Here is a 25,348-nt window from a genome sequence, read left to right as displayed (position 1 = left end):
AACGTGTAATCCAGTGGTACTTATTTAAAGTTTTTGCGAAATGCTTCTGGCGAATAGTTGGTATTCTTTTTAAAAAAACGGATAAAATAAGAAGGATCTTCAAAACCTAAATCGAATGCAATTTGATTTATCTGATTAGTGGTCGCTAATAAATTTCTTTTTGCCTCAAGCACAATTTGTTCATTAATGAGTTGTGAGCACGATTTACCAATAGTTTCCTTGGTTATTTTATTGAGTTGGAATGTGGTAAGATGCATCAATTCTGCATATTTCGTTACTTGCTTATAGTTTACAATGTTCTTCTGTAATAATTCCAAAAACTCTTCTAACTGGTTTTGAGAATATTCATTACCATTCTTTGTAATTTCTTTAGGACTACTACTCTGTCTGACAAGTTCAATAAAAAGTATTTCAAGACTTGCTTTTATAACATCCTTGTAATGCTCCCGTTTACCTATATACTCTTCAGAAATAAAAGCTAGTTGTGCTAAAATTCGACCAAATCTCTCGACAGAAAGTGGGCAGTAATTTTTATGACTTACTTTTCGTAAAACAAAATTAATCGGTTCTTCTTTTGGTGTATAAAAATCACGGTTAAATTGCATCAAATAGCCTTTACTACCTTTTTTTAAAATGAGTTCATGCACCTGCCCAGGTCGCATGAAAAAAACAGCATAATTGTCAACAGGATAGTTTGTAAAATCAATACGATGTTCACCCGTTCCCTTTTCTAAAAATAAAACAAAAAAGAAATCGTGCCTATGAAGATCTTGTACCAAATCTTTTTCAGAAAGCATACCTTCAATCTCCCGAATAGCAAATCCCTCTGAAAAATCGGGTTCTGTAATTTGTCTTATGCTTATTTCTTTCATTTATTATATATTCAATAATTTTGCTCTAATGATAATGCCAATTACGGCCAACTAACGTTTGTGAAAGACTATTTTTGTTCTTCGGTATTACTTTCTGGAGTTGATTCACCCCGTTTTTTGAAATCTTTTCTTTCTTAATGTCAGTTTAGATAACTGATATTACTTCTTGATCTGTTATGGTATCAAAACTCTATTTCTGAACTACCGTCTCTGTAGAACCAAAAAAGGAATATAAGAGAAGGGAAGCCGCTCTTTTTGCTTTACTGTTTACAGGAACAATTTTTAGACTCAATTCCATATTTTTTAATATACCATCCGGTCCCCAAGTGATATCCTTACCAGAACCATTTGAAATTGTACCGTCTTCTTTAATGACGAGTGAAACTTTCCCGTCATTGGACAGTAACTCATTACCTTTTAAATGGACCAATGGCTCTCCTGTGTCGGACTTCAATTCTCCTGCTGCCGTAATAGTACCGATAAACTCTTTACCCACATAGCACTTTCCATCCTTATCCATACTTAATACAGCTTCAGCAGAACCGCCATCGCTATCCAGTATCTGAAATGCCTCTAAAATTATGACCGGTTTATTTTCTTGTTTTTGTTCGACTTGAACGGTAACGACTGAATCTGCATATGGATACTTAGCAAGGTTATTTTGGCCTGTCCAAGATAATAAGTAGAGAAACGTTCCGCTTAACAATAGTGTTCCCATGACGAATAATTTATAATTAATAAGTTAGTATTCCTTAGTTTATTGTAGTGTTCACGTCGTGAACTTTATATTCATTTGGCCTGATCATGTTTTACTCTATCTATCTAGATGTACAGTTTTTTCAATCTAATTCCACTTTTAAGATTGATTTGATCTTTTGCTTCTCAAAAGTAAGCTCATAAAAGAACTTCTTCTCCTCATTCAGGCTTTGAAAAAAATCTTCGGAAGATTGCATCGATTCCGTATAATATTTAAAATCATCAGACAGTTCCTGACTTTGTTCTATTGCAGAGATACAATCCAAGTCATAGATAAATTTTTCACGTTCATTCTTACCATCGGCATCACTAATAGATGCAATGCCAGTATGAACAGTAGCACAATTAAACAGCAATACCCTCCTATTTTTCTCATTTTTCAACCGAATGTTCGTGGCAAATAAAACACGGTCTATTCCGACCGTCTTTTCACAGTCGCAATTGTGGTCCTTTGCAATATAAGTAGCCTCTATTTTAGCACTATGACTACAAGAGAAAAGTACATATACTGTCATCAAAAGCATTATTGGTTTCATGCTATCCTTTTAAATAATTATTAAGGTATATCAACTGAAAATTCTGATTGTGCATGTTTAATGCATTAAATGTAAAATACTACTTTCTATTATTTAAGTCATGATGTAAAAACAAACTTCTAAAATGAACTTAGTCGAATATTTGTGTATTTACAAAAGACGATCGTATAATAAATAGTTTATTTACTATTTACTGATGAAATCATTGCCAAAGCTATGCCAAATAATCAAGGAATTGTAGGTATTGTCAATTCTATCAATCACAGTAAGTTAAAAAACGGTGAAATGTGAGAAGTCCTATCAGCTGCATTCAAGAGATTGATCCATCCCTATCGTGAACATAAATCAACGAATATATTTATTTGAAAAATTACCACAAGCGGGATAATTCAGTGTCTTTATCTATTTTAATCTTGAATATAAAGTTAATTACACCAATTTTAATCCTAGTTGCAACTTTTTGCTTAATAGCAAGCTGTAAAAAAAACCGTAATTGTGATAATATCTTAAACCAAGCACCTCCTCGACGTATTGACTTTACCTTCACAGATAAGGAAAGTGGTTCCAACCTCATCTTGACAGATGCTTTTGGCGAAAAGAATATAAGTGTCAGTGTTGGAGAAACTGGCATACCATTTTATGACTGGCGTATCATTAAAGGTTCAGAAAATTCCCCAATGAATGGATTTATGGAGATTATATTCTTCAACGATACCCCTGGAGACCATAGTTTTAAGATCCAGATTCAAGGAAAAGAAACGATCATCCTCTCATACACCATTTTAAAGGAAAAAAGTGAAGAATCCTGTCGCCTTTTTTCTTATCCTATAACAGGACTTAAAATTTTAAATTATAGCTGGGATATATATAAGCAGAATGGAAGTATAGTACCACTTGTTTTAGTTGTAAAAATGTGATCATTTTAAAAAGATCTTCTATTTATTTTTTACGATAATGCTAAAGCGAAACAATTGAAGTGGAAATGAGGAATAATATCGCTTCTTTAAAACGCTAAGACGTATGTATACATGACGTCTTAGCGACTAGCTTTTCAAATGATCCCTGAGTCCGATTAAGTCCCATAGATAGGAAGCAATACAACATTGATAAATAAATTCTTAAACGGATTAAGTTCATTTGGCTATTTCGTTATCATAGCCATTGATTGAATTTTTTGATATACCATGTTTTAACAAATTGTGTAAGTGTGCAGTAAGAAGCTAGTATGGCTATAAGCCAAGGAAAATAACTCAGTGGCAATTGTTGCATATATAATGCACCTGCAAAAGGTGAAAACGGAATTAATACCCCGATAACCATAATCAGAGAAGTTAACGCCACTACAGGCGCAGTAGCCCAACTTTGGATAAATGGAATTTTTCGGGTGCGAATCATGTGAACAATCAATGTCTGTGAAAGTAGTCCTTCAATAAACCAGCCGCTCTGAAATAGACTTTGGTGTTCTGGACTATTCGCTTTAAAAACAAAGAACATAACTGCAAATAGCGCATAATCGAAGATGGAGCTAATTGGGCCAATATAAAGCATAAATCTTTTAATGCCTGAAGCATCCCATTTTTTAGGTTTCTCAATGAAATCTTCATCCATTCTATCCCATGGAATAGATACCTGTGATACATCATATAGTAAATTTTGCACTAATATTTGCACCGGTAGCATCGGTAGAAATGGCAGAAAAGCACTGGCGCCCAACATGCTGAACATATTTCCGAAATTGCTACTCGCAGTCATTTTGATATATTTGATGATGTTTCCAAAAGTTCTCCTCCCATAAATTACTCCTTTTCTCAAAACCATCAAGTCTTTTTCGAGCAAAATTATATCAGCACTTTCTTTAGCAATATCCACAGCTGTATCGACACTGATTCCTACATCGGCATCTCTAAGTGCGGCTGCGTCATTAATACCATCACCCATAAAACCAACTGTATGACCTTTTTCTTTAAGTATTTTAACAACCCGAGATTTTTGAACCGGGCTTAATTTTGCCAGAATAGAAACCTCTCCAATCTGTTCCTTTAATTCCATATCAGTCATTTTTTCAACTTCAGCCCCCAAAAGTACCTGATCAAAAGGAATACCTACATCTTGGCATATCTTCTTGGTGACAATCTCGTTATCACCTGTCAATACTTTAATATTCACACCTAACTTCTGTAATGCTTCAATTGCTGCTTTAGCGGAAGGTTTAGCAGGATCAAGAAAACCGATAAATCCAGTGAGCGTCATATTTTGCTCATCTTCTAAGGAATAATTCAGTGCTCTGTCATCAAATTCACGTATAGCAACCAGTAAAACTCGCAACCCTGCTTCATTTAGTTTATTTGAAGTTCTTAAAATCATCTTCCGCATCGCTTCATCCATAGGCATTACCTGATCTGATTGAATATGTAGCTGTTTATCATCTCCCGGATCAAAGGCGTGACTGCACAAATTAAGCATTTCTTCTACCGCTCCTTTACAGATGAGCAGATGTTTACCATTTCGTTGTTTTAACACAACAGACATTCTACGTCTTTGGAAATCAAAAGGAATTTCATCGACTTTTAAAAAATGCTCTTCCACTTTCAGGTAGTCATGTAATTCCACATGTTCGAGGACAGCAACATCGAGCAGGTTTTTAAGGCCTGTTTGATGAAAACTATTCAGATAAGCCCATTTGAGTACCTCTTCATCTTCCTGTCCGAAAATATTCAAGTGTCTTTCCAAAACGATTTTGTCCATAGTCAGCGTACCCGTTTTATCTGTACACAGCACATCCATCGCTCCTATATTCTGGATGGCATTGAGCCTTTTGATAATCACTTTGTGCTTACTCATATTCACTGCCCCTTTTGCAAGATTTGCAGTTACGATCATGGGTAGCATTTCTGGGGTCAGACCTACGGCAACGGCAATTGCAAAAAGCAGTGCATCCCACCAGTTTCCTTTAACGAATCCATTGATCATGAAGATCAAGGGCACCATGACGACCATAAAACTGATCAAAAGGTAGCTCACTTTATTAACCCCGATATCAAAATTTGTTTCGGCACGTTTACCCACAATAACTTTACTGAGTGTGCCAAAATAAGTTTGATTTCCTGTATTGACGACAACTGCTGTCGCGTAACCACTTACCACATTGGTTCCCATAAAGCAGATGTTATCCAGCTCTACCAGTGGTTTCTCTTCAGCGTCCCGAACAGCCAAACTTCTCTTTTCTACGGGCAGAGACTCTCCTGTCAGCATAGATTGACTTACAAAGAGATCTTTAGATTTTACGATACGGCAGTCTGCTGGAATCATATCTCCCGCAGAGAGCAAAATAACATCGCCAGGCACTAATTTCTTAATATCAAGCTCTTCCTTTTCAGTCATATTCCTTAAAACTGTCGCGGTAGTTTTTACCATACTTTTAAGTTGCTCAGCGGCCCGATTACTCCTGTATTCTTGAAAGAACCTGAGTAGAGAGCTTACCATCACCATAATACCGACCATTACAACCGTTTTATAATCGGTCTCCCCGGGACTGGCCAACCATACATCCAATATAAAGGAGATCGTGGCAATAATAAGAAGTATGCCAATAAAGGGGTTGATAAATGCCTGAAATAGTTGCTTTATCCATGTAGGCGCTTGTTCATGGTGCAACTCGTTAAAGCCAAATCTACTTAACCTCTCTTTGGCTTGTATAGAAGATAAACCGCCGATATGGCTTTCCAGCATGGCGAAATAAAAATCCTGATCCGATCTTGAAACATTTTGCAGCTTGGTCGCAGCAGCCTCATCACTACCTTTTGACATAATTTTTCTTCTGTCAGTAATCGTTTTATCTTTTAAGCGCTCTTTTACGTTAATCATGATATTAAATAGATATTGTTAGTTATACAATTGGAAATGAAGCGATATCACCCCAATCATTATCAGATATTTTAAATAATTATTAGTTTTTGGATATTGGTCCTTGGGTTATTAATCTATCTACGATGGGGCTAAAGATCATTCTCCATACCAGCTTTATTCCAGCTAACTTCAGAAACTTCATGTTCAATCGTTAATCGTCCCGCAATCCGCTCCATAATCGCATCTTCATTGCTATTTGCCAGTATTTCAGCCATTATTATTGCTCTGCTTGCGTCTCCATCATCAGTACTTTTTAGCGATCTTAACAACAGTTTTTCATCACTTCCAGTGAACTGAAGTAACAATACCCTCAAATGATTCTCCACATCTTGTCTGCATTTTATAATTAAGAGATACGCGACTGGATTATCAGCACTATTTACAGGTATACGGCTTAACTTTGTACCTAAAGGACGCATCAGCACGTGCGTAATGATCAGAAAGACGGTAAAGATGGTGGCTTCAGAAAGAAATCCCAATCCGCAGGATGCTCCTATGGAAGCTGAGCACCACAGGGTAGCTGCTGTATTTAGTCCCCTTACGTTCACACCGTCTTTCATTATTACTCCTGCACCAAGAAATCCGATGCCACTTACGACGTAAGATATTACTCTACCAGAAGCATCTCCGCCAACTTTCACCCCAAGTGAAACGAACATGCAGGCGCCAAGACATACCAACATATTGGTTCTTAGTCCGGCCATCCGCTGTCTCCATTGACGTTCAGTGCCGATCGCTGCACCAAGTGCAAATGCGATAGATAATCTTAAAATAAATTCAAATAGTGTCATTGGCCCTCCTATTTTTAGTGTGTGTGAGGCTATACCTGACCGTATATAACAGTGAGGATGATAATCTTAAAAAGAGGTACCTGAAAGGGTAATTTTGCTTGTCACAGATGCGATCCACTATAGCGACCACCATCATTGGTCTTATAACTGAAGCGATTGAGCAGTCATACACGACAAGATCGTGTGTATATTTTTTAAATAGTTTTGAAAAATGAAACATAACGTTGTTTTTGGCCTGCAATCGGCATAAAACAAGGTTATGATGATTCGCGGGCAATTAAATAATTATCTCTTGTCTCTTTGAATGGGGGCCTGAGTCCATATTGTTTTTGTTTAAATGTGTTGCAAATATAAAATGCATACCGCTAACACGCCATTAGAGGATCAACAGAAATTTATTAGAAATTTATTAGAATTTGGAGAGAAGATAAATGTGAAATTTCACTGATCAGCGTAGGACCACTATGTACAGCACGGGTTATCGAGTCACGATTTAGTACAACGATTTTTGAGCAGGCGATAAAATTTCCGTTCTAGGTTTAAAATCTTTTATAGTCATGCCTATGATAGGGAGTCATCGCATTAGGAATATCTACTTCAATAATACCTATTAATCATGAAGTGAAAACAAGATGGTGAATAGCTTAGATTTAAATTTGACAAGCTTTTTTAAGTTCCCAAAAATAGAAATTACTCATCCATATTGTAAATTTTTGCAAATGGGCTAAATGCACAAAGGTATCACTTCCGGGAAAATACCTGTTTATCCCAGATTGATATTTTCTGTATACCGGTAGACTTGGTCCGGTATATCAGTTTATTGTTTTCTATCGTAATTTCACTGTAAGGTGCATGGTGATCCTTATCCTCGGGCATGACCAATGTGTCTTTCTTGATATATGCCTTATAGACATCGCCATGCTCTCGGCTTTGGTATTTACGGGTCCAGTCGATGATCGTTACAAATTGGTCATTATCAAAAGTTATCTGCAGGCATCTAGTCGTTTTTCTGTCAATCCATGTTCCACCATATTGTTTTTGGAGCTGTGTTATCATGACAGATTTTTGGCTATAGCCGTTTGATGGGTATAAAAACCAAATGATTAGAAAAAGAAAGATCTTGTTAAAGGCTAGCATAACGTTAAATATAAGAATTTCCGTTTAAACCTTTAGAAAGTAGGATGACAGAACCTGACTGCGGCGCCGACATCGATCTAAAAGTATCATGCTCACCGCTGTCATGTTCCGATTATAGTGTTTTACACTAATCACGCAGAACTAAATTCATTAAGTATTAAGCTGTCAATTCAAATCTTCAGCTATCTTAAAGTTTGATCATAAAAATACAAAGTTGATGTCATTCCACAGTTTGCTACTCTCTATTTTTTGAATATATCAGACATTGTTTCCTTGTCTAATACAGACATGTCAAGTAGTTTCAATGATTTTACCATGGTAAGCGTAGTCGTTTTATACTTTTGAAAATGTGGCGTTTTCAGATGTTGCTGGTAAGCCTCGTCGTTGGCGTAAATTTCCAAAATACGGATCTGTGATCGATCAGCTTTAATGTACATCGGAAAAATGGCTATTACACCTGGTTCTAATTTTACAGAGGCAGCTGCTTCTTCTTTTAAAATAGCACAGTATGCATCAAAATCTTTCGGATACACTTCAATTTCTGAAATTCGCACCAATTGTTTATTGCTATTAATCGTAGTATCCTGAACTGAGCTTTGTGCAAATATGATTTGACTACTTATTAGCATCACCAGGATTGTCAAAAATGGTAATTTGAATATATTTTTCATCTTTGTATTTGTTTGTTGGCAATAGCATATTCTTCCTCTGAAACAGCCTGTAACCAGGTCACATTTTCTTCATCTTTATAATTGGTGATCGCAATGTGGATCATGCCACTTACTGCAGATGCGCCATGCCAATGCTCCACATCTTCAGGAATATTGATGATATCCCCTTTTTTAATCAACTGGGCGACTTGACCTTTTTCTTGATAAATGCCTGTACCATCGGTGATAATCAATACCTGACCTCTTGGATGTGTATGCCAGTTTGTCCTTGCTCCTGATTCAAAAGTAACATTGCCGAGGGCAAAATCATTATTTTCATCTTTTTCTTGCAACAGATTTAGAAATGCATTTCCTGTAAAATATCCATTGGTTATTTGATTTCCCTTTTCAAATATTTCATTTTTTATTTGTTCCATATCCTTCTATTTATTGGTGTTACATGAAAATTGCATTCGGTAGTCATGACTACAGGTATAACCTTCTCTAAGAGTAATTGTTTTTAACTCAGGTCTTTGACAATCTATTTATTTACATCCAGTACAAAAATCCTCATTTAATAGAAAATATATGGTATATAAATCACGGAATCTCTTACCAATTTTACTGATTTATCATTAAGACTATGTCAAATTAGCCCTATTCAATCCAGTATTAATTAAGTATCAATTGAAATAAAATTACTTGATCAGTTACAGACATTAAATAACGAGACAAGCATAAAAAAAAATAAAAACTAAAAATATAGATCCTACCGTCAAGCAGTTATACTTACGTCTATCGTTCTTTGTACACTTTTCTAATTTAGCAAAATGTGCTAAATATTTATTGCCCCTAAAAACTAACAGATAACAAGCTGTAATTGATGCAATTACAGGTCCGAACATCACAAATATTGATACTTGAACTCTAAATAACATTAATAAAGAAAAGAAAAATAGCCCTAAGACACCGCATAAAAAACCGCCAGCAGCTTGAATACTTAGTCCAGATTGCTTATCTCCCCATATGCGATTAATTTGATCATAAATATCTATTCCCAATTCTTGATAACGCCTCTTTTGAAAAGGAAGTTTATGAATAAGATTTATAGGATTAAATCTTTCCGTAACTAAATGTAGTTTATAAATCATTCTGTACAAAACAAAATGCACAATATTAAAATAATTCTCCATATTATCTACCACATTCTATTTTAAATTTCTATTTACCAACACTTCAACTTTTTTTTTAAGAAGTCACCCTATTATGTCAAAAATTACAAATCAGCTAATTAAATATAGACCATATTACTAATCAGAATTTAAGGTTTTCCAAGCTTCAAATGTCATTTCGAATTTGATCTCACCTTTTCCATGCATACCCACCTCCTTCCAACCCGCAGTTTTGTAAAATATTGAAGCTCTTGTACCGGGTGCAGTTCCCAGCCAAACAGTTTGCTTTGTTTTATCGAAATACCAATTCAGCATAACATCGTGCAGTTGTTTTCCAATGCCCTGTTTTTCATAGTCTGGATGTACAAACAATGCCCAAATATTATAGTCAACTAGATCAACAATTGAAAAGCCAACGATCCTCTGATCAATTTCACATATCCAGCCTCTCCCTCTTCTTATTAAAAAATCTTCACAGTCCTCATCACTTACCAGATTAGGATCTGAAAGCATATTTTCCTTGACGGCATTTCTCACAACTTGTATCTGCGGGATATCTCCGACTCTTGCTACTCTAAATTTCATTTTAATTTTTAATGAGTGGTTATTATTGCATTTCTCTAGGAATTGTGTTCAAGTTAGCTTATTTGTATATCGTAAATTTATTATGAGACAGGTTAAATCCAAGATTTTCATATATGGCAATATTCTCAATTCGCTTTTTGTTTGTGGTTACTTCAATACTTTTCAGGTTATTTTGATCAGCAATCTCCATAATTTCATGAATCAATTTTCGCCCTATACCTTTGTTTCTGAAATTCTGTGTTACGTAGAATTCTTGAATTTCGCCGACCAGTCCACTATGATGTAACAGATACTGCGTATGGAAAGTTATAAATCCCATTTTCCCATCTAAATTTTCAGCAATCAAATAATAATAATTTGGGTTTTTAATATTGTTATTGAATATCTCTTCAATAATTTCTTTATCTAAGATTTCATTTGCAAGTGCACACAAGCAATCGTAAACAAAGTTAAAATCTGTGCTTTTGATTCTTCTAATAAGTGTAGATAATTCCATAAATTTTTATTGCAAAAAGTATAATTCAATTTATTTGATTAAAAATGATAATTATAAACGAAAACTCCTAAATAAACTGGAACATAAGACTCTATAGAAGCTTTGAAAAGATGCTGGATCATAAGAAAAGGATCTCCGTATTTTTCAGCATTTTTTGTATTTTTAACTTTTAAAAGTAAAACAAATGCATTATCAAGAGTTCCTTCCAGAAACGTCTTTACAAGACTACATCCGATATTTTTGGGTATTGGAAGACGACACAGATAATTTTAGCATTAAGTCATTTAAGATCATCCCAGATGGCATACCTACATTGATCTTTCAAGAAAAGCCAAACCTATTTTTTGATATGAATGCTCAGGCAGCACCCCAGTTGTATATACAGGGGCAGTCAACTAAGTTTACAGAGCATCGGGTTATAGGTAATTTTAGGATTATTGGAGTTTATTTACAACCAACAGCTTTAAAGACTATTTTTAATGTAGATGCTTTCGAATTTAATGATCAAAAAGTTCCTCTAGAAGATATTTTAACAGAACCAATTCTTGAACAACTTATTAATGCAGTCTGTTTAAAGCAAAAGATTACAATTATCTCAAACTTTTTATTAAAACAAATAAGCAAAGTAGAGCGCAATACTGAGAAATCTACAATCGCATCCTTATTTCTTCAAAAAGGAAAAACGCTTAAAGAAACCCAAAAAGAAATGAATTTGTCGGAACGCTCGCTCGAGAGGTTAATAAAACAATATGTGGGTATGCCTCCAAAAATGTTTTCAAGAATTATGCGTTTTCAATCTGGTCTAAACATCTTACGACAAGCTGATTTTAACAATCTTACAGAAATCGCATATCAAAACGAGTACTTTGATCAATCTCATTATATTAGAGAGTTCAAAGGATTTACTGGAACCACCCCTGAAAGATTCATGCTTAATGCAAACGAAAAATTGCTAAATTTTCCTTTATGGGATGCTTCTAAATGATCAAATCCATCCTCTAATATGCTTTCTTTACCAATCTGAATCATTTTTATGTAGAACTGTCGGTTTTATCCAATTCTACAATAAATATCACCTATACTTTTGTACTCGAAATAGCTAAGATCTTCCATAACATAGATTTGCATCACTATTTTACAAAATTTATAGTTTTTATTTAAAAAAAATGAGCATGAACAACACGCAAAAAGTAGCTAGGTTAAACCCTAAAAATGTTCCGGCACCTGTCGGGAACTATTCACATGTTACGATCATTCCTAAAAATTCCAATCTATATACTTTTTCTGGTCAGATAGGTATTGATAGTAATGGATCCATTCCTTCTTCTATAAATGAACAAGTGGCATATACATTTCTAAATATAGGCCAGCTCCTAGATAGCCAAAATTTATCTTCTGATGACGTTATAAAAGTCAACATCTGGGCTACGGAAGACATTGATTGGAATTTTCTAAATGCAAAATGGGAAGAGTTATTCGGGAAAGTCTATCCCTCGATGACTATTGCTTATGTAAAGGGACTAGGACTCGAGGAACTTAAAATTGAAATTGAAATCTGGGCTGCTCAACAATAACAATTCGAAGCTGAGGTTATTCTTACTACTTAAATTAAAGAACTTCTGATATTTTTTAAGCTGGAGGTTCTTTAATTTATTTAAGAGTCCCACAAATCTGTTGATTGCGATAAGAATACCACAGAAAGTCTGTTTTATAGTCACATGAGCGATCCATATTTTCAAAACCAGATATTTGCCAATGTAATTTAACAAGATTTCGATTGACATACGTTGGATTCGATCGTTTAATAGTAAATATTGAAACTCTCGCTGAAAATAACCATTCTGTTTTTAAGGAAATTTCTACTTATAATATATTTTTCTGATCAGCTTCTCTTTGATTTCAGGTTCGCAATTGTAATCAATATTTTCGAGGAGTTTTGGTTCCTCTGTTTTAACTAGACTTTTTTTGTTATCCACTTTTTTACTTGTTGCGACTTTCTTCTTTGCGGGACAATAGGTTTGTTTAATGCGTTCTATCCAATTGCCATTTTGATCATACTGATACAAATACTCATATTCGCCACCGATTTCAAAATATTCTCCTTTTTGCACATAATCCCATTCTTTACGTTTTTCGTATATAAGCAGATCTTTGTTATTATACTTATATTGATAATTTGATAAACGGTTTGCTTGATCATACGAGCTTATTTGTCTTTCATTTTTAGAAATTTCCAGAATGACTTTTTTACGGAGGAAAGTGTTGTTCTCATTCAGTACTTCATTAATTTTCTGACCTTTTTCATTATAGCTGTAATAAAAATCGAGAAAATTACTTGAACATGAACGACTAACTTGTTTATGAGCCACTAGATTTAAACTGTCCGTATATTGATACTGAATAACGCAGGTGTCGTTTTTAAATTCGTCAATTTCAAGTGTTTTTTCTAATCGGTTCTTGCTGTCATAGAAATTTTGATTCGTGTGATATAATGCACCTATTTTATTGTAGTATTTTTCCGCTGTAATATTGTTATTGTCATCATAAAATTCAACAAAACTATTTCGTAAACTTTCTTTAATCTCTTTCTTATAATTTACTGGGATCGGCCCTCCCATCAAAGAAAGATTTCTTTCGGACATATAATCATTAGTAACAATGAAGTCTATTTTCGTATGTTCTTGAGTTTGTCCCAAACACAAGGTCTGGAACAACAAAACAACTACAACCAGTAATACGTTTTTACTTTTCATAAGCCTAAATAAATCATTGATAACGATGTCTATATACAATAAGTATTGATGTAATTTACTGTAAAATTGCACTTTCCATTTTTTTCTTTCGCATCCATACTCTTACAGCGCATATATTTTGCCAAAGTATACAACCTGATCAGTACATACAAGTAGACTTTGGTTCGTAAAACGCAATTTTCGAAGTAGCTTCTATTTACTAAAATACTGTTATTAAGTTAGTTTAAGGGAATAAACTGACTTATTACACGAATTGTAAAACATGTTTCGCGAATTGTAAATCTACTATTTGGTTTTGATTATTACATGTATTTTTATTACTGCTAACAGCAAAGATGCACTTTAGATAACTGCTTTAAAACTTATTACTAGTATAACTATGCCCAAATGCAGAAAATATCAACAATAATGCACTAGTGGACTATATAATAAAAACTAAAAGTCGTACGAAACTGTTAAAAGAACTAAAGAATAGAATCCTGAAAAATTAAACCTAATAAAATCAAGCTATGATCATATTTGGAACAAGAGCAAAGATCTTAAATTCAAAAGAAATGCTGTCTTACGACTGTGAGAACTGTAATAGCAAAGGGACTGTTACTTTTTTATTTTTAGCCCGCTATTTTCATATTTTTTGGATTCCTATTTTTCCAACTTCAAAAAAAGGAATGAGCCAATGCAGTCATTGCAAACAAGTTCTATATGCAAATGAAATGAGTCCAAAAATGAAGCAAGACTATTTCATGGCATCTGCCAAAGCAAAAAGACCGATTACACATTATTTTGGATTATTTGTTATAGGATTGTTATGCTGCATGATCATCTTTACTGTTTATCAAAATTCGGTTAATGAAACTGAATATTTGGCAAATTCAAAAGTTGATGATTTATACAAAATAGAAAAAAATGATACCTATACGCTGTATAAGGTTTATGAAGTAAAAGGCGATACTTTGATTTTTAAAACACATAGTATGTCAACGAAAAAGTATTCTGGACTTTCCGACTTGCTAAAGAAATATAAAAATGATTATGCAGACGCAACAATAAAATTTACTAAAGATCAAATAAAGTCAATGCAACATGATACAAATAGTGAATTTGGTAAGATTTATAGTATCAAGAGGGATTAAATAACGGCTAAATAAAATTATCGTTAACTCACGATCGATCTCTAAGCATAACTAAATGAAGCAATGACAGTATTTTAATGATTCCCAAAGTATAAATGAAAAATCTCACAACTCTTTTAGTTTTAATGATTCCTATTTGTCTTTATTCACAAGAAAAAGTAATACTATCTCACACCATTAAGATGTACAATGAAATTGAGATAAGTTTAGAACTTGAAAATAAGCCCAACGACAGATTTCACCTGATTAAAATAGATACGCTTACTGCGACCTATAATAAGGGACAAATATTGCACAATAATATATTTGAAAATTCTTTCAGACGAGCTAATGTTGTAGCAAGGTTCGAACTTGAGGAAAATAAAAAATATCATAAAATTGATATTAAAGGCACGATCATATACTTCAAGCCATCAGAAAATAAAAAATCGTATTTCAGTTTGGGTAAACTGAAAGGTTTAGAAAAAAACATCAATTTAATAGATAAAAGTGTATTAAAAGCAAATCCAACTGTTTATTTTTCAATTGTAGATTCTGCCAACATACAAAAAGCATTTCCAGATTTTAGGTATAAAACCAATAATGGGGAAGATTATAAAAGCATTGATTTCAAGTCTTATGACTTAATGTATGCGTATCGATCTACTAAAAATCAAGATTTAATAATAGCTGTTAATGAAGACTTAGACCACGGTTACAATAACCTCACTTTGACAGATAAGCGGACAAATATGAAATATAAGCTGATTAAATTGAAAAAAAATATGTCAACAACCGAAAAAGAGGAAATAAAAATTGAACTGATGATCGAAAATGAAAATTCGATTGAGCGGATACCATTTGATTTCAAAAATGCGGATTTGAAATAGAAAACCGATCAGCCGATTTTAAATAGCTAGAAGTGCTTGGCTTGAGCTATACCTCTACTTTCTTTTAACCTGAGATCTCAAGCAACTATCTTATATATATTCATCATGTCATTTGTAATGTATTGGAAAGCATGATGATGTTCGATTTCCCCAATCGTCCTCCATACCCTTTGAATCAAAAACTTCTGCACTGAATTTTTTTATAAGAATTCTTATTCCGAATGCAATCCTGCACAAGATGTCTTTTTAATTAAGACTGTAAATTAACCTTCAAATAATATGTTAAAAACTAGGGACTATCGAAATCATTAGTTAACTTTAATTGTAATAACAGTTTAAATCACTGCATATTATCACAATGTACTTTATTTATAATAATATCATCACGTTATGAATTATAAAAATATTTTATTAGAATTAGGTGCCGAAGGCGAAAATCTACTAGGCTTTAATACACCAAAAATTTTGAAGGAACAACTTCACCTTCCCTCCCCAAAATTTATCGATGAGATTTTCCTGCAAAGCAACCGCAATCCTCAGGTACTTAGAAATCTTGCGGCACTCTACAAACATGGACATCTGGCTAATACCGGATATTTATCAATATTGCCAATTGATCAAGGGATAGAACATACTGCTGGTGCTTCCTTTTCTCCGAACCCTTTGTATTTTGATCCAGAAAATATCATCAAGCTTGCTATCGAAGGAGGTTGTAATGCTGTTGCAACAACTTTTGGGAATCTTGCTATAATGGCTAGAAAATATGCACATAAAATTCCATTTATCGTTAAAATAAATCATAATGAATTGCTTACTTATCCTACAAAGTATGATCAAATTATGTTTGGGAGTATAAAAGATGCTTGGAACTTAGGAGCAACTGCAATAGGTGCTACGATTTACTTTGGTTCAGAAAATTCAAACAGGCAAATTGTAGAAGTTGCCGAAGCCTTTGAAAGAGCTCATGAGTTAGGAATGCCCTGCATTTTATGGTGCTATACCCGTAATAATAGTTTTACTAAGGATAACGTTAATTATGAAGTTGCGGCAGATATTACAGGTCAAGCCAATCATTTAGGTGTAACCATACAGGCTGATATCATTAAGCAAAAACTTCCGGAAAATAACGGCGGATTCACTACCATTAATTTTGCCAAAAGCAATCCTAAAATGTACACGGATTTATCATCCATGCATCCTATTGACCTTTGCCGTTATCAAGTAGCAAATTGCTATATGGGCAGAATTGGTCTTATTAATTCAGGAGGTGAGTCAAAAGGTGAACGCGATCTTCCTGAGGCTATTAGAACAGCGATTATAAACAAACGAGCCGGAGGCACAGGGCTAATATTGGGTAGAAAAGCTTTTCAACGTCCGCTCAAAGATGGCATAGAAATTCTTAGAGCGATACAAGATATTTACCTGGATGAAACCATTTCAATCGCATAATGTATATCAGATAGGAAACAGTGCTGTTATGATACATTACAGCTTTGTTTCCTATTTAATATATATACCTAAAATTATTCCAAGCTTAATAAGCAAGCGTAAAACGTTGTTTGATATGTGCGGGTCTTTCCAGCTCATCGAGCAAAGCTACTGCGAAATCGGCTGTAGAAATCTTACTTTCTCCTTTATCATTAAATAACACTTGATCTTTCCCTAAGCGAAAAACACCTGTACGCGGGCCGGGCTCGATCACCATGGCTGGGCTCAAGACGGACCAATCCAGGTCGGTCACCTGCTTGATAACATCAAATGCGTCACGTGTAGCAGTAGCACCGCCCTTCCATTCAGCGGGAAATTCTGGGGTATCTAACAATTGTACTCCGGGTTTTACTTCGAGGCTTCCGGCACCGCTAACAGCTAATAATCGCGTAATACCTGCTTTTTTCGTAGCATTAATAATAGCTGTGATAGCCTTTACATAGGTCGATGAGTCATTTGCGCTGTAAGCACTGATAACAGCTTCGTTTCCTTTCAAAAGGCTGATCAACTCCTCTTCTTTTATAACATCTCCTTTTTTGATGTTAAGACGTGGTTCGGAAACCGTTACTTTTTCTGGATTTCGGACAATAGCGGTTATGTCATGACCTCTACTCAGTGCTTCATTTAAAATAGCTGATCCGATAAATCCGGATGCTCCGATGATGGCAACTTTCATAATGATATTTTTTTGTCGTGAAATAAGTAATACAGCTCGACCTTACTGTTTGTTTTAATTGTTTAAAAATACCATAGTTGGTAATGAAGGCCGGAACTGCTTAATCTGTACGGAATAAAAATTATAGTAACAACCTTTTTCACCGCAAACTATTAGATGCTGGATACATATGGAAATTGGTAAATCGCATCACACATTATTTCTATGATAACATTTACAACTCATTTAAATTGTAAATAGGTTGTAAATGTTGCTAAAAATTTAATATATATTTATGTAACTAAAATTTACACATGCTAGAAAATTTCGAATTTTATCTTTTTTTGGTGCTACTTATCACCATGCTGATCATGTTGGCGAAAAAGATTCAGGTCGCGTATCCTGTTTTGCTTGTATTAGCTGGTCTTTCCATAAGTTTTATTCCGGGAGTACCCCCAATAAAAATAGAACCAGAGTTAATATTTATCATTTTTTTACCGCCGTTGCTGTATGAAGCCGCTTGGTCAACCTCATGGAAAGAGCTATGGCGATGGCGCAGAATTATTTTCAGTTTCGCTTTCGTAGTCGTTTTTTTTACGGCATTATCGGTAGCGGTCTTCGCTAATTATTTCATCCCCGGATTTTCTTTAGCTTTAGGTTTTTTATTGGGCGGAATCGTTTCACCACCTGATGCAGTAAGTGCTGGAGCAATTTTAAAATTTGTAAAGGTGCCTAAAAGATTGGCGTCAATCCTCGAAGGCGAAAGTTTGCTGAATGATGCTTCTTCTTTAATCATTTTCAGGTTTGCGATGATTGCTGCCGCAACCGGGCAATTTGTATGGTACGAAGCGGCGGGAAGTTTTGTATGGATGTGCATTGGTGGCGTAGGCATCGGGCTTGCACTTGCGTACATCTTTCTGAAAATGCATAAAATACTTCCGACAGATTCTAATACTGATATTTTGCTCACTTTTATCGCCCCTTTCTCGATGTATTTGGCGGCGGAAGAACTGCATGCGTCGGGAGTTTTGGCGGTGGTAAGTGGCGGATTATTCCTATCTTATCGTAGTCATGATTTTTTGAGCAGTGCATCTAGAATACGTACTGTAACAGTTTGGGAAAGTTTTTGCTTTTTGTTAAATGGAATTGTTTTCATGCTCATTGGTTTAGATTTACCTGAAATTGTTTCTGGTTTGGGAGATACTGATATTTATACAGCAATCGGTTATGGAATAGCTGTTACTGTAGTGCTGGTTCTTGTTAGAATTTTCTCCGGTTATGCGGCGGTGATAACGACTTTAATTATGAGAAATTACATTACCGTTGCTGATGCCAAATCTCCTGGCTGGAAAACTCCTTTAATCATTGGCTGGACCGGAATGAGAGGTGTTGTTTCATTGGCCGCGGCACTTTCAATTCCCCTGACTTTAGCGGACGGAACTCCTTTCCCTCAAAGAAATCTCATACTTTTCATCACATTTGTCGTCATTCTTTTAACATTACTTGTCCAGGGACTTACACTTCCTTTCTTATTAAGGAAATTCCCTCAAATAGACCAAGATTTTACTCGAAGTGAAAAGGAAGTCGATTATGAAATTCAGAACAACCTCGCTCAAGTGGCAGTGGATAAAATTCGTAAAGATTATGCTCACAAAATAGACAGTTTTCCAACATTGAAAGATCAATTGCAAAAATATGAAAATCAATTGAGCAGTTCTGAAATCATCATTAATTTTGCTGAATATCGAAGTATTTATATTGACATAATCGAAACGCAAAGAACATGGCTTATCAATAAAAACCGCGAGGAGCTTCTGTTAGATGAAGAAATTATCAGAAAACATCTGCGATTACTCGATCTTCAAGAAGAAAGATTGAATATGAAAAGTTAGTTATTTGACCATAATTCCAGTGTCGAAACAACATGATTAATCATAACGTTTTTGATTCATAAGCTTAGCATGTGTTATCTTGCATATGCTAAGCTACTGATGTAAAGCTAAATATTAAAAAGATTTTACCGTGCGATAAGTCTTAAATGCTGTATAAATCCGTGTTTCTTTTAACTTCTTGTTTTTATAAATTTCAATCTTTTCTTTTTCGCCTGTTTTCTTATTGAAATAGGTTATTTTAGTAAGTTGCCAGTCCTTAGCAAATTGTTCTAATTTGAAATTTCTGCCGTCTTCCTGATAATGTACACTATTCAGACGTCCATTCTTTTTATAAAAATATCTTTTTGTGTTATAGAAATTCCCATCGTATGTTATTCCTTCATAAATATACTGTGCTGTATATTTTCCCTCCTGCACTAACTGTTGTTTATCGTTATAAATGAAATAATACATTTCATCTTGAGGATTACGCAATTCATAACGTAGCCCTAATCGAGCGTTTCGATCAGGATATCGCTGTATTAATTCTTCCGACCTAAAAACTGCTGTGTCATTTTGCGAAACCCAAAGTGTATCAATTTCCTGCAAACCGCTTCTGCGGTGTATTTTGTTGATGATTTTATTATCAGAGTCCGAATACTTGTGCCACCCGTTACATCCGGTACCCCCCATACCCATAACTAAAAGAAAGAATATCGTTTTCATAAATTGCCCGTTTAGATTTTCACCTGTTTTAATGCTTTAAAACTGTTCGTAGAAAAAGTTGTCTTAACTTTTCCATTCTAGTATGATCATTGATTCTGACACCAGCGTAAGCGATAAAGTTTCCTTGTACAATTCTAATCAAATTATAACAGTTTCTAAAAAAGGAATTTTACTAGATCTTCTTTAAACTGTCATTGCTGATGTAAAATTTTAAAATAGATACCCTCCTATCTTTCTTCCAGCTTAAGGTATTTCTGTCATAACTTTACTACTTTTATACTTAACAAATAATGTTAGATAAACTTCTATTACATACCAATTTAAAATCGTTACCAATGAATAGATTAATAGATATAATTACGATAAATTCGCTTGCCGAAATTCCTGATCTTGAAACAATTCGTGCCATTCCCAGAGAAAGAAAACTAATGCTTATCTTCGGGTAAAGTGTTCAAAATGAAAGAGAAACCACAGGGCACGACCTAAAAAAAGAACTTCAAGGTTTTCAGGTTGGAATACACATTTCTGAACCTAAGATAAATATTGCGAAACTTATCGCTGATAAGGATATTGAAGACCATCAAGATTTCTTTGAGCAATGTGCAAAGGATTACAGGAAGTTGGGTGAAGAGTTGATACTCAAACTAGTGGGTAAACTCAAGGTGAAATTAAATCGAGATTTTCCATTGGATACTTTTGATGAATATAAATGGGATGAAAGGCAAATAGGAAAACTTGACGATTGGAGATACGACATTCATGGGATTCATTGTGGATTTGAAAACAGCAAAACAGGTCAAATTATAGAAGTTTCTCTTAACGTCCCGAATGAATTTGGTGGCTTAGACCCCTACTTCTTTTCACAATTTATTAGAACAACAGTAAAGTACAGACCACTGCCTATTGATATTTTTGAGAATTTCGCTGATGGTTCAAGAATAATCGACAAAATGCTTTTACTTGGAAAATTTGAAAAAATAAGTCTAAATATGGATAATTGCTATGCCATTGTCTTGACTGATCGCTAATATATTGCAGTCAATATAAAGATTTAAACAAACTTTTCTATTGACTACAAATTTCACAGCTTAAGACTTTAGCCATTACAAACTATCTTAGGGCATTGGTAAATATTACTAAATCAAGTAACCTCCTAAAAATGAGTATGAAAAATTATGAGCGTTGTTATTTTATAAAATCTCCTTTTGTTTCAAATAGTCTCCCCTCTTGATCTTCTACGATGAAGATAACATCATATTTCCCATTTTTAAAGTCTTTTAGGTCCAAATGCTCATGAAAGGTATGTTGTAGAGCGCCGATCATCGCTCCTGTATTATAAGTATAGGTTTTGGAAGATGAACCCCATTTAAGCTGAACCTTTACGCTTTTAATCTTTTTGGAGGCAGTAATTTCTGATTCTAGATGCAAATTATCTTTCTTTGCATTAAGACCGACATCAATTTTCGACGCAAATGGCATCGAACTATCTACCTTTAGATTGATCTCAGCTTCTTCCTCCGCAATTTCTCCTACTTCCGAAACTGCTTTGATATATAATTTATAAATTCCGACTGCTAAATACACTGGAATAGGTATAACCCCGCTTAAATGATATTGATTATGTTGTTTGACATCGGTAGTATAATCCTTCACATAGGACCAATCTGTCTTTTTTATTGGTTCAAATGTCACTGTCAGCAATTTAATTCCTTCAGGAAAGTAAATATTTGTTTTAAAATGGAGATCTTGGCCTATAAACGCATTAACCTCATTACCTGTTTTTCCGACTTTAATCGTACTTATGCCAGTTTGAGAATTATTGCATCCAATTAGGAAGATGAGGATCATCAAGAGAATAGATAATTTGTAATTCATTGTATTCATTCTTTAGTTTTTTTTAATGTTCGTGATGTGATTCATGATTATGGTGATCATGTTCAGAATGGCTATGATCATGTCCGCCAATGATTAAACTGCTCAGTGATAATACTATTCCCAACAATACTGCAATCATCTTCTTTTTATTGAAAACATGGTGGTCTGCAGATCCGGACTCAAAAAGAATTGTAGTGGAAACATGAAGGAATATACCGATCACTACAGCCATAATTTTATCAAAATATTGTGCAAGATCACCCACAGCATGCTGACTGATAAACTGACTGGTCAAAAAACCTGCTGGAGTCATCATAGCAAATACGAAAATAGCAATCAGTAATGTTCTTTTTGAAACTTGAGAGGCCAGAAGTAAAGATCCCAATGCAAATGCTGCTGGAATATGATGGATCGCGATACCAAAAACAAGATGTTGACGCTGTGCACTAACCAAAGGCATACCTTCTAAAAAAGCATGGACACATAAACTCAACATAATAGCTATTGGAAAAGAATTGATATTTTCCTTCTTCATATGTATATGTCCATGCTCCACTCCTTGGGAGAAATGTTCTAACAAAAGCTGGAACAGGAAACCGCCAAGTATATACAGTCCAATGGTTTCCATATGCTCCGACGCATCTGCATACACGTGCGGAATAAGATGAAGTATCGTCAGTCCAAAAAGATAGGCACCACTGAAGGAAAGAATCAATTTTAAAAATGTTGAACGATCCCGTTTGACTGATAAAACAGAAATTCCACTTATAAATGGAGATAAAAAAAGTATAGAAACAATAAGTATAGCATTCATTTATTATAATAATTAAAAATGTCAATTGGATTATCAATGTTCAAATATAGATAAGATAATTCACAAAAGCAATTTAGTTGCATTTGAAGAATTTAGATTTATATTTGTTAAATATTTAATAGCACTTCGAATTATTATAACAACAGTATAAATCATGATGAATTCATTATCACAAACAGAAACAATCTCCAATACAGAGGATATCGGAGATCAACATGCCATGACTTCTATCGAAACGCCTTTACGACCGGATGCATTTCTCAGAACTGATGAAGAGAAAATGAATCGCATTTCCGAGCTTTTTCAACAAATATTATGGGAACTTGGATTAGATCTACATGATGACAGTTTAAGTGGCACGCCCTACAGGTTCGCCAAAATGTACATAAAGGAATTGTTCTATGGTCTCAATCCTTTAAATAAGCCAAAGCTTTCTACATTCGTCAATAAATATGATTATAATAAAATATTGATTGAAAAGAATATCCGAGTAAATTCAACCTGTGAACACCATTTTTTGCCCATTGTAGGACTTGCACACATCGGTTACCTTGCAAAGAATAAGGTAATCGGTCTCTCTAAAATTAATCGTGTGGTCGATTATTATGCACACAGACCTCAGGTGCAGGAAAGATTAACCTTGCAGATATATAATGAATTGAAATCTGCTTTACAGACCGATGATATCATTGTGGTGATCCATGCCGAGCATCTTTGTGTATCTGCCCGCGGTATTAAGGACAGTACAAGTAGTACAACTTCCATTGAATATGGTGGCATTTTCTCTTCAGAGACAAAGAGAAATGAGTTTTTAAACCTATTAAAATAGATCATAACATCTATTATGTTTAAATACTAAAGAGCTATATAGTTATTCTTACTGACCGCTAAAAAATAATGGTTTACCGATTTTCTTCCTTCATCCACCTATTTCCACTAAGCTTTGAAACGCAATAGCGCTACTTTTGAATCATAAACAAATACATAAACAGATTTATCATGAAAACTAAAACAATCTTCGACATCAATAGCAAAACAATCACAAATGGTTTTCAAAAAGCATTTGATTCGCTAAAAAATTCTAAATTAAAAGTTTCTTCTAGTACTGGAAAAGTGTACTTGAGCATTTCATTGCTCTTTGCAATAATTATCGGAATTATATTTCCGGTTGCACTTATCGTACTATTAGCATTTACGATATTTTCGAAACTTACGATTTCGATTGAACAAGAGGTTAAAGAAGCGGATAATAATAAAATCATTGAATTGAAATAATTTATAGACTAACAGTTATGCTTGACTGCCTATAGTTTGCTCACGATATCAGGAAGCATATTTAATGTGACCTGTTCATTCAAAGAAAGGACAATGAAATATGCTTTTAAAGCGAAAAAATCCATGTAATGTACATGGATTTTTTTTCTTCATACGTAGTATGTTACTTATCCATTTATTTTCGAATAAATGACAGTAGCCAAAAATTGTCCGTTGTAGAACTCATTTTCCTTAAAATATCCTTCTTTAATAAAATTACATTTCTCTAATACTTTGGCAGGCCACATTTTCGGGATCTATTACTGCTTCAATTGAATGTAGTTTCATTTCGCTAAAACCATAGTTAACTATTGTAGTCTTAAACAATCAATGTGGTTGAGAGCTGAACTTTATTTGATGAAAGTAATAGTCTAGAATTGCCAACATCAGAAAATACATTCCTCCGTAAGCATAAAGATAATTGGTCGAATCCATATTAAAAAAGAAGGATACAAAAAAGAGCAAGCAAAAGCTGATCACCATCAGAACAATGTTTTTCTGCAATAAAACTTTGATAGATTGGCCAAATAAGTACTTGACTTTAATGGGCTCTACAAGGGTTGATAGGAACGGTAGTGCAAGTTCGTATCCCCTTCTATGATGTAGGAACGAAACTGGGAAAATCAAAAAACCAAGTATAACAATCAATAAAATAACTGCAGTAATATGCTGATTTTTAACTATTTTTTTATCTAGAAAAAGACAGGTTACGATTCCTAATACTGTGTAAAATAATAAAAATGGTGTCAGTAATATTTCTTTCGTTTTAAGTAGCGGAAGCAGATTTCCGCTATATAAAATCTGTTTAAAATACAAAGCACTTATCATTAAATTAATGAAGATAGTAATCCAGATTTTATATTTACTCATTTCTAAATTGATTTTTAATTACCGCAGCTATCTTCTCCTTGAATCCTAGTTCCTTTATTAACTTAATTATCTATTTTCC

Annotated in this window: 26 protein-coding genes; 10 read left to right on the top strand and 16 right to left on the bottom strand. The window is 34.2% G+C overall.

Annotated elements, in window-relative coordinates:
- Positions 1–20: 20 nt before the first annotated feature.
- The 3 genes from HCX49_RS06685 to HCX49_RS06675 all read right to left on the bottom strand — a co-directional run bounded on the left by HCX49_RS06685 (position 21) and on the right by HCX49_RS06675 (position 2,164).
- Positions 21–872 carry an AraC family transcriptional regulator gene (locus HCX49_RS06685; RefSeq protein WP_168126578.1) on the bottom strand — a complete coding sequence of 284 codons (852 nt, stop codon included), beginning with the start codon at positions 870–872 and terminating at the stop codon, positions 21–23.
- A 190-nt stretch (positions 873–1,062) separates the two neighbouring features.
- Entirely contained in the window at positions 1,063–1,590 is a 528-nt protein-coding gene (locus tag HCX49_RS06680) for a hypothetical protein (protein ID WP_168126577.1), read from the bottom strand.
- A gap of 121 nt (positions 1,591–1,711) precedes the next feature.
- Positions 1,712–2,164: a hypothetical protein gene (locus HCX49_RS06675; protein ID WP_168126576.1), complete on the bottom strand. Its 453-nt coding sequence runs from the start codon at positions 2,162–2,164 to the stop codon at positions 1,712–1,714.
- Between the two features lie 413 nt (positions 2,165–2,577).
- Between HCX49_RS06675 and HCX49_RS06670 the strand changes: the two genes are divergently transcribed.
- Positions 2,578–3,081, top strand: a complete 504-nt coding sequence (locus HCX49_RS06670) for a hypothetical protein (RefSeq protein WP_168126575.1) — start codon at positions 2,578–2,580, stop codon at positions 3,079–3,081.
- 235 nt (positions 3,082–3,316) lie between these two features.
- On the opposite strand, the gene mgtA is transcribed toward HCX49_RS06670, so the two are convergent.
- From mgtA to HCX49_RS06630, 8 genes are all read right to left on the bottom strand, one after another.
- Complete coding sequence (gene mgtA, locus HCX49_RS06665; protein WP_168126574.1) at positions 3,317–6,028, bottom strand: magnesium-translocating P-type ATPase; 2,712 nt, start codon at positions 6,026–6,028, stop codon at positions 3,317–3,319.
- Positions 6,029–6,159: 131 nt separating this feature from the next.
- The gene (locus HCX49_RS06660) at positions 6,160–6,861 is read right to left on the bottom strand and encodes an MgtC/SapB family protein (RefSeq protein WP_132839825.1); all 702 of its coding nucleotides are present in this window, start codon (positions 6,859–6,861) and stop codon (positions 6,160–6,162) included.
- Between the two features lie 741 nt (positions 6,862–7,602).
- The gene (locus HCX49_RS06655) at positions 7,603–7,917 is read right to left on the bottom strand and encodes a hypothetical protein (protein ID WP_168126573.1); all 315 of its coding nucleotides are present in this window, start codon (positions 7,915–7,917) and stop codon (positions 7,603–7,605) included.
- Positions 7,918–8,240: 323 nt separating this feature from the next.
- Positions 8,241–8,669 (bottom strand): putative quinol monooxygenase, encoded by a 429-nt coding sequence (locus HCX49_RS06650; RefSeq protein ID WP_168126572.1) that lies wholly within the window; start codon positions 8,667–8,669, stop codon positions 8,241–8,243.
- Positions 8,666–9,085, bottom strand: coding sequence for a cupin domain-containing protein (locus tag HCX49_RS06645; RefSeq protein ID WP_168126571.1), 420 nt, complete (start codon positions 9,083–9,085; stop codon positions 8,666–8,668). Before HCX49_RS06645 ends, HCX49_RS06650 begins: the two co-directional genes overlap by 4 nt.
- A gap of 282 nt (positions 9,086–9,367) precedes the next feature.
- Positions 9,368–9,841, bottom strand: a complete 474-nt coding sequence (locus HCX49_RS06640) for a hypothetical protein (protein WP_168126570.1) — start codon at positions 9,839–9,841, stop codon at positions 9,368–9,370.
- 117 nt (positions 9,842–9,958) lie between these two features.
- Entirely contained in the window at positions 9,959–10,405 is a 447-nt protein-coding gene (locus HCX49_RS06635) for a GNAT family N-acetyltransferase (protein ID WP_132839832.1), read from the bottom strand.
- Positions 10,406–10,463: 58 nt separating this feature from the next.
- Positions 10,464–10,901 carry a GNAT family N-acetyltransferase gene (locus HCX49_RS06630; protein ID WP_132839833.1) on the bottom strand — a complete coding sequence of 146 codons (438 nt, stop codon included), beginning with the start codon at positions 10,899–10,901 and terminating at the stop codon, positions 10,464–10,466.
- Between the two features lie 184 nt (positions 10,902–11,085).
- Between HCX49_RS06630 and HCX49_RS06625 the strand changes: the two genes are divergently transcribed.
- Together HCX49_RS06625 and HCX49_RS06620 are read left to right on the top strand one after the other, a co-directional pair.
- A complete protein-coding gene (locus HCX49_RS06625; RefSeq protein WP_168126569.1) occupies positions 11,086–11,886 on the top strand; it encodes a helix-turn-helix domain-containing protein in 801 nt (266 codons plus the stop codon).
- A gap of 187 nt (positions 11,887–12,073) precedes the next feature.
- Complete coding sequence (locus HCX49_RS06620; protein WP_206368277.1) at positions 12,074–12,475, top strand: RidA family protein; 402 nt, start codon at positions 12,074–12,076, stop codon at positions 12,473–12,475.
- A 285-nt stretch (positions 12,476–12,760) separates the two neighbouring features.
- On the opposite strand, the gene HCX49_RS06615 is transcribed toward HCX49_RS06620, so the two are convergent.
- Complete coding sequence (locus HCX49_RS06615) at positions 12,761–13,654, bottom strand: hypothetical protein (RefSeq protein WP_168126567.1); 894 nt, start codon at positions 13,652–13,654, stop codon at positions 12,761–12,763.
- 509 nt (positions 13,655–14,163) lie between these two features.
- Between HCX49_RS06615 and HCX49_RS06610 the strand changes: the two genes are divergently transcribed.
- The 3 genes from HCX49_RS06610 (at position 14,164) to HCX49_RS06600 (ending at position 17,105) form a co-directional block, all read left to right on the top strand.
- Positions 14,164–14,787 (top strand): zinc-ribbon domain-containing protein, encoded by a 624-nt coding sequence (locus HCX49_RS06610; RefSeq protein WP_168126566.1) that lies wholly within the window; start codon positions 14,164–14,166, stop codon positions 14,785–14,787.
- Between the two features lie 95 nt (positions 14,788–14,882).
- Positions 14,883–15,656: a hypothetical protein gene (locus tag HCX49_RS06605; RefSeq protein ID WP_168126565.1), complete on the top strand. Its 774-nt coding sequence runs from the start codon at positions 14,883–14,885 to the stop codon at positions 15,654–15,656.
- Positions 15,657–16,046: 390 nt separating this feature from the next.
- The gene (locus HCX49_RS06600) at positions 16,047–17,105 is read left to right on the top strand and encodes a class I fructose-bisphosphate aldolase (protein WP_021188532.1); all 1,059 of its coding nucleotides are present in this window, start codon (positions 16,047–16,049) and stop codon (positions 17,103–17,105) included.
- An 85-nt stretch (positions 17,106–17,190) separates the two neighbouring features.
- Here HCX49_RS06600 and HCX49_RS06595 read toward each other — a convergent pair whose 3' ends face one another.
- On the bottom strand, positions 17,191–17,820 hold the full coding sequence (locus tag HCX49_RS06595) for an NAD(P)-dependent oxidoreductase (protein ID WP_168126564.1): 630 nt from the start codon (positions 17,818–17,820) through the stop codon (positions 17,191–17,193).
- 293 nt (positions 17,821–18,113) lie between these two features.
- On the opposite strand from HCX49_RS06595, the gene HCX49_RS06590 reads away from it, so the two are divergent.
- On the top strand, positions 18,114–19,691 hold the full coding sequence (locus HCX49_RS06590) for a Na+/H+ antiporter (RefSeq protein ID WP_132839844.1): 1,578 nt from the start codon (positions 18,114–18,116) through the stop codon (positions 19,689–19,691).
- Positions 19,692–19,805: 114 nt separating this feature from the next.
- On the opposite strand, the gene HCX49_RS06585 is transcribed toward HCX49_RS06590, so the two are convergent.
- On the bottom strand, positions 19,806–20,396 hold the full coding sequence (locus HCX49_RS06585) for a hypothetical protein (protein WP_168126563.1): 591 nt from the start codon (positions 20,394–20,396) through the stop codon (positions 19,806–19,808).
- A gap of 515 nt (positions 20,397–20,911) precedes the next feature.
- Here HCX49_RS06585 and HCX49_RS06580 point away from each other — a divergent pair.
- Positions 20,912–21,424, top strand: a complete 513-nt coding sequence (locus HCX49_RS06580; protein WP_410528502.1) for a DUF6896 domain-containing protein — start codon at positions 20,912–20,914, stop codon at positions 21,422–21,424.
- A gap of 157 nt (positions 21,425–21,581) precedes the next feature.
- On the opposite strand, the gene HCX49_RS06575 is transcribed toward HCX49_RS06580, so the two are convergent.
- Positions 21,582–22,271 carry a hypothetical protein gene (locus tag HCX49_RS06575; RefSeq protein WP_168126561.1) on the bottom strand — a complete coding sequence of 230 codons (690 nt, stop codon included), beginning with the start codon at positions 22,269–22,271 and terminating at the stop codon, positions 21,582–21,584.
- 22 nt (positions 22,272–22,293) lie between these two features.
- Complete coding sequence (locus HCX49_RS06570) at positions 22,294–23,085, bottom strand: ZIP family metal transporter (protein ID WP_132768145.1); 792 nt, start codon at positions 23,083–23,085, stop codon at positions 22,294–22,296.
- Between the two features lie 154 nt (positions 23,086–23,239).
- Here HCX49_RS06570 and folE point away from each other — a divergent pair, with 154 nt between their 5' ends.
- On the top strand, positions 23,240–23,914 hold the full coding sequence (gene folE, locus HCX49_RS06565) for a GTP cyclohydrolase I FolE (RefSeq protein ID WP_206368275.1): 675 nt from the start codon (positions 23,240–23,242) through the stop codon (positions 23,912–23,914).
- A 170-nt stretch (positions 23,915–24,084) separates the two neighbouring features.
- Positions 24,085–24,360, top strand: coding sequence for a hypothetical protein (locus tag HCX49_RS06560; protein ID WP_132768144.1), 276 nt, complete (start codon positions 24,085–24,087; stop codon positions 24,358–24,360).
- The last annotated feature ends 988 nt before the right edge of the window (positions 24,361–25,348 follow it).

The organism is Sphingobacterium sp. B16(2022) (assembly GCF_012030425.1).
GTDB lineage: Bacteria > Bacteroidota > Bacteroidia > Sphingobacteriales > Sphingobacteriaceae > Sphingobacterium > Sphingobacterium anhuiense.
The sequence above is the reverse complement of the archived record's forward strand: the minus strand, read 5'-3'. Positions and strand labels throughout refer to the sequence as shown.

Excerpts from the sequence above, each read along its gene's own strand:
- HCX49_RS06645 (WP_168126571.1), bottom strand. The coding sequence starts at position 9,085 with ATGGAACAAATAAAAAATGAAATATTTGAAAAGGGAAATCAAATAACC.
- HCX49_RS06560 (WP_132768144.1), top strand. The coding sequence starts at position 24,085 with ATGAAAACTAAAACAATCTTCGACATCAATAGCAAAACAATCACAAAT.
- HCX49_RS06585 (WP_168126563.1), bottom strand. The coding sequence starts at position 20,396 with ATGAAAACGATATTCTTTCTTTTAGTTATGGGTATGGGGGGTACCGGA.
- HCX49_RS06680 (WP_168126577.1), bottom strand. The coding sequence starts at position 1,590 with ATGGGAACACTATTGTTAAGCGGAACGTTTCTCTACTTATTATCTTGG.
- folE (WP_206368275.1), top strand. The coding sequence starts at position 23,240 with ATGATGAATTCATTATCACAAACAGAAACAATCTCCAATACAGAGGAT.
- HCX49_RS06570 (WP_132768145.1), bottom strand. The coding sequence starts at position 23,085 with ATGAATGCTATACTTATTGTTTCTATACTTTTTTTATCTCCATTTATA.
- HCX49_RS06600 (WP_021188532.1), top strand. The coding sequence starts at position 16,047 with ATGAATTATAAAAATATTTTATTAGAATTAGGTGCCGAAGGCGAAAAT.
- HCX49_RS06615 (WP_168126567.1), bottom strand. The coding sequence starts at position 13,654 with ATGAAAAGTAAAAACGTATTACTGGTTGTAGTTGTTTTGTTGTTCCAG.
- HCX49_RS06650 (WP_168126572.1), bottom strand. The coding sequence starts at position 8,669 with ATGAAAAATATATTCAAATTACCATTTTTGACAATCCTGGTGATGCTA.
- HCX49_RS06685 (WP_168126578.1), bottom strand. The coding sequence starts at position 872 with ATGAAAGAAATAAGCATAAGACAAATTACAGAACCCGATTTTTCAGAG.
- HCX49_RS06605 (WP_168126565.1), top strand. The coding sequence starts at position 14,883 with ATGAAAAATCTCACAACTCTTTTAGTTTTAATGATTCCTATTTGTCTT.
- HCX49_RS06675 (WP_168126576.1), bottom strand. The coding sequence starts at position 2,164 with ATGAAACCAATAATGCTTTTGATGACAGTATATGTACTTTTCTCTTGT.
- HCX49_RS06595 (WP_168126564.1), bottom strand. The coding sequence starts at position 17,820 with ATGAAAGTTGCCATCATCGGAGCATCCGGATTTATCGGATCAGCTATT.
- HCX49_RS06660 (WP_132839825.1), bottom strand. The coding sequence starts at position 6,861 with ATGACACTATTTGAATTTATTTTAAGATTATCTATCGCATTTGCACTT.
- HCX49_RS06655 (WP_168126573.1), bottom strand. The coding sequence starts at position 7,917 with ATGATAACACAGCTCCAAAAACAATATGGTGGAACATGGATTGACAGA.
- HCX49_RS06625 (WP_168126569.1), top strand. The coding sequence starts at position 11,086 with ATGCATTATCAAGAGTTCCTTCCAGAAACGTCTTTACAAGACTACATC.
- HCX49_RS06620 (WP_206368277.1), top strand. The coding sequence starts at position 12,074 with ATGAACAACACGCAAAAAGTAGCTAGGTTAAACCCTAAAAATGTTCCG.
- HCX49_RS06630 (WP_132839833.1), bottom strand. The coding sequence starts at position 10,901 with ATGGAATTATCTACACTTATTAGAAGAATCAAAAGCACAGATTTTAAC.
- HCX49_RS06635 (WP_132839832.1), bottom strand. The coding sequence starts at position 10,405 with ATGAAATTTAGAGTAGCAAGAGTCGGAGATATCCCGCAGATACAAGTT.
- HCX49_RS06575 (WP_168126561.1), bottom strand. The coding sequence starts at position 22,271 with ATGAATTACAAATTATCTATTCTCTTGATGATCCTCATCTTCCTAATT.
- HCX49_RS06640 (WP_168126570.1), bottom strand. The coding sequence starts at position 9,841 with ATGGAGAATTATTTTAATATTGTGCATTTTGTTTTGTACAGAATGATT.
- HCX49_RS06590 (WP_132839844.1), top strand. The coding sequence starts at position 18,114 with ATGCTAGAAAATTTCGAATTTTATCTTTTTTTGGTGCTACTTATCACC.
- HCX49_RS06610 (WP_168126566.1), top strand. The coding sequence starts at position 14,164 with ATGATCATATTTGGAACAAGAGCAAAGATCTTAAATTCAAAAGAAATG.
- mgtA (WP_168126574.1), bottom strand. The coding sequence starts at position 6,028 with ATGATTAACGTAAAAGAGCGCTTAAAAGATAAAACGATTACTGACAGA.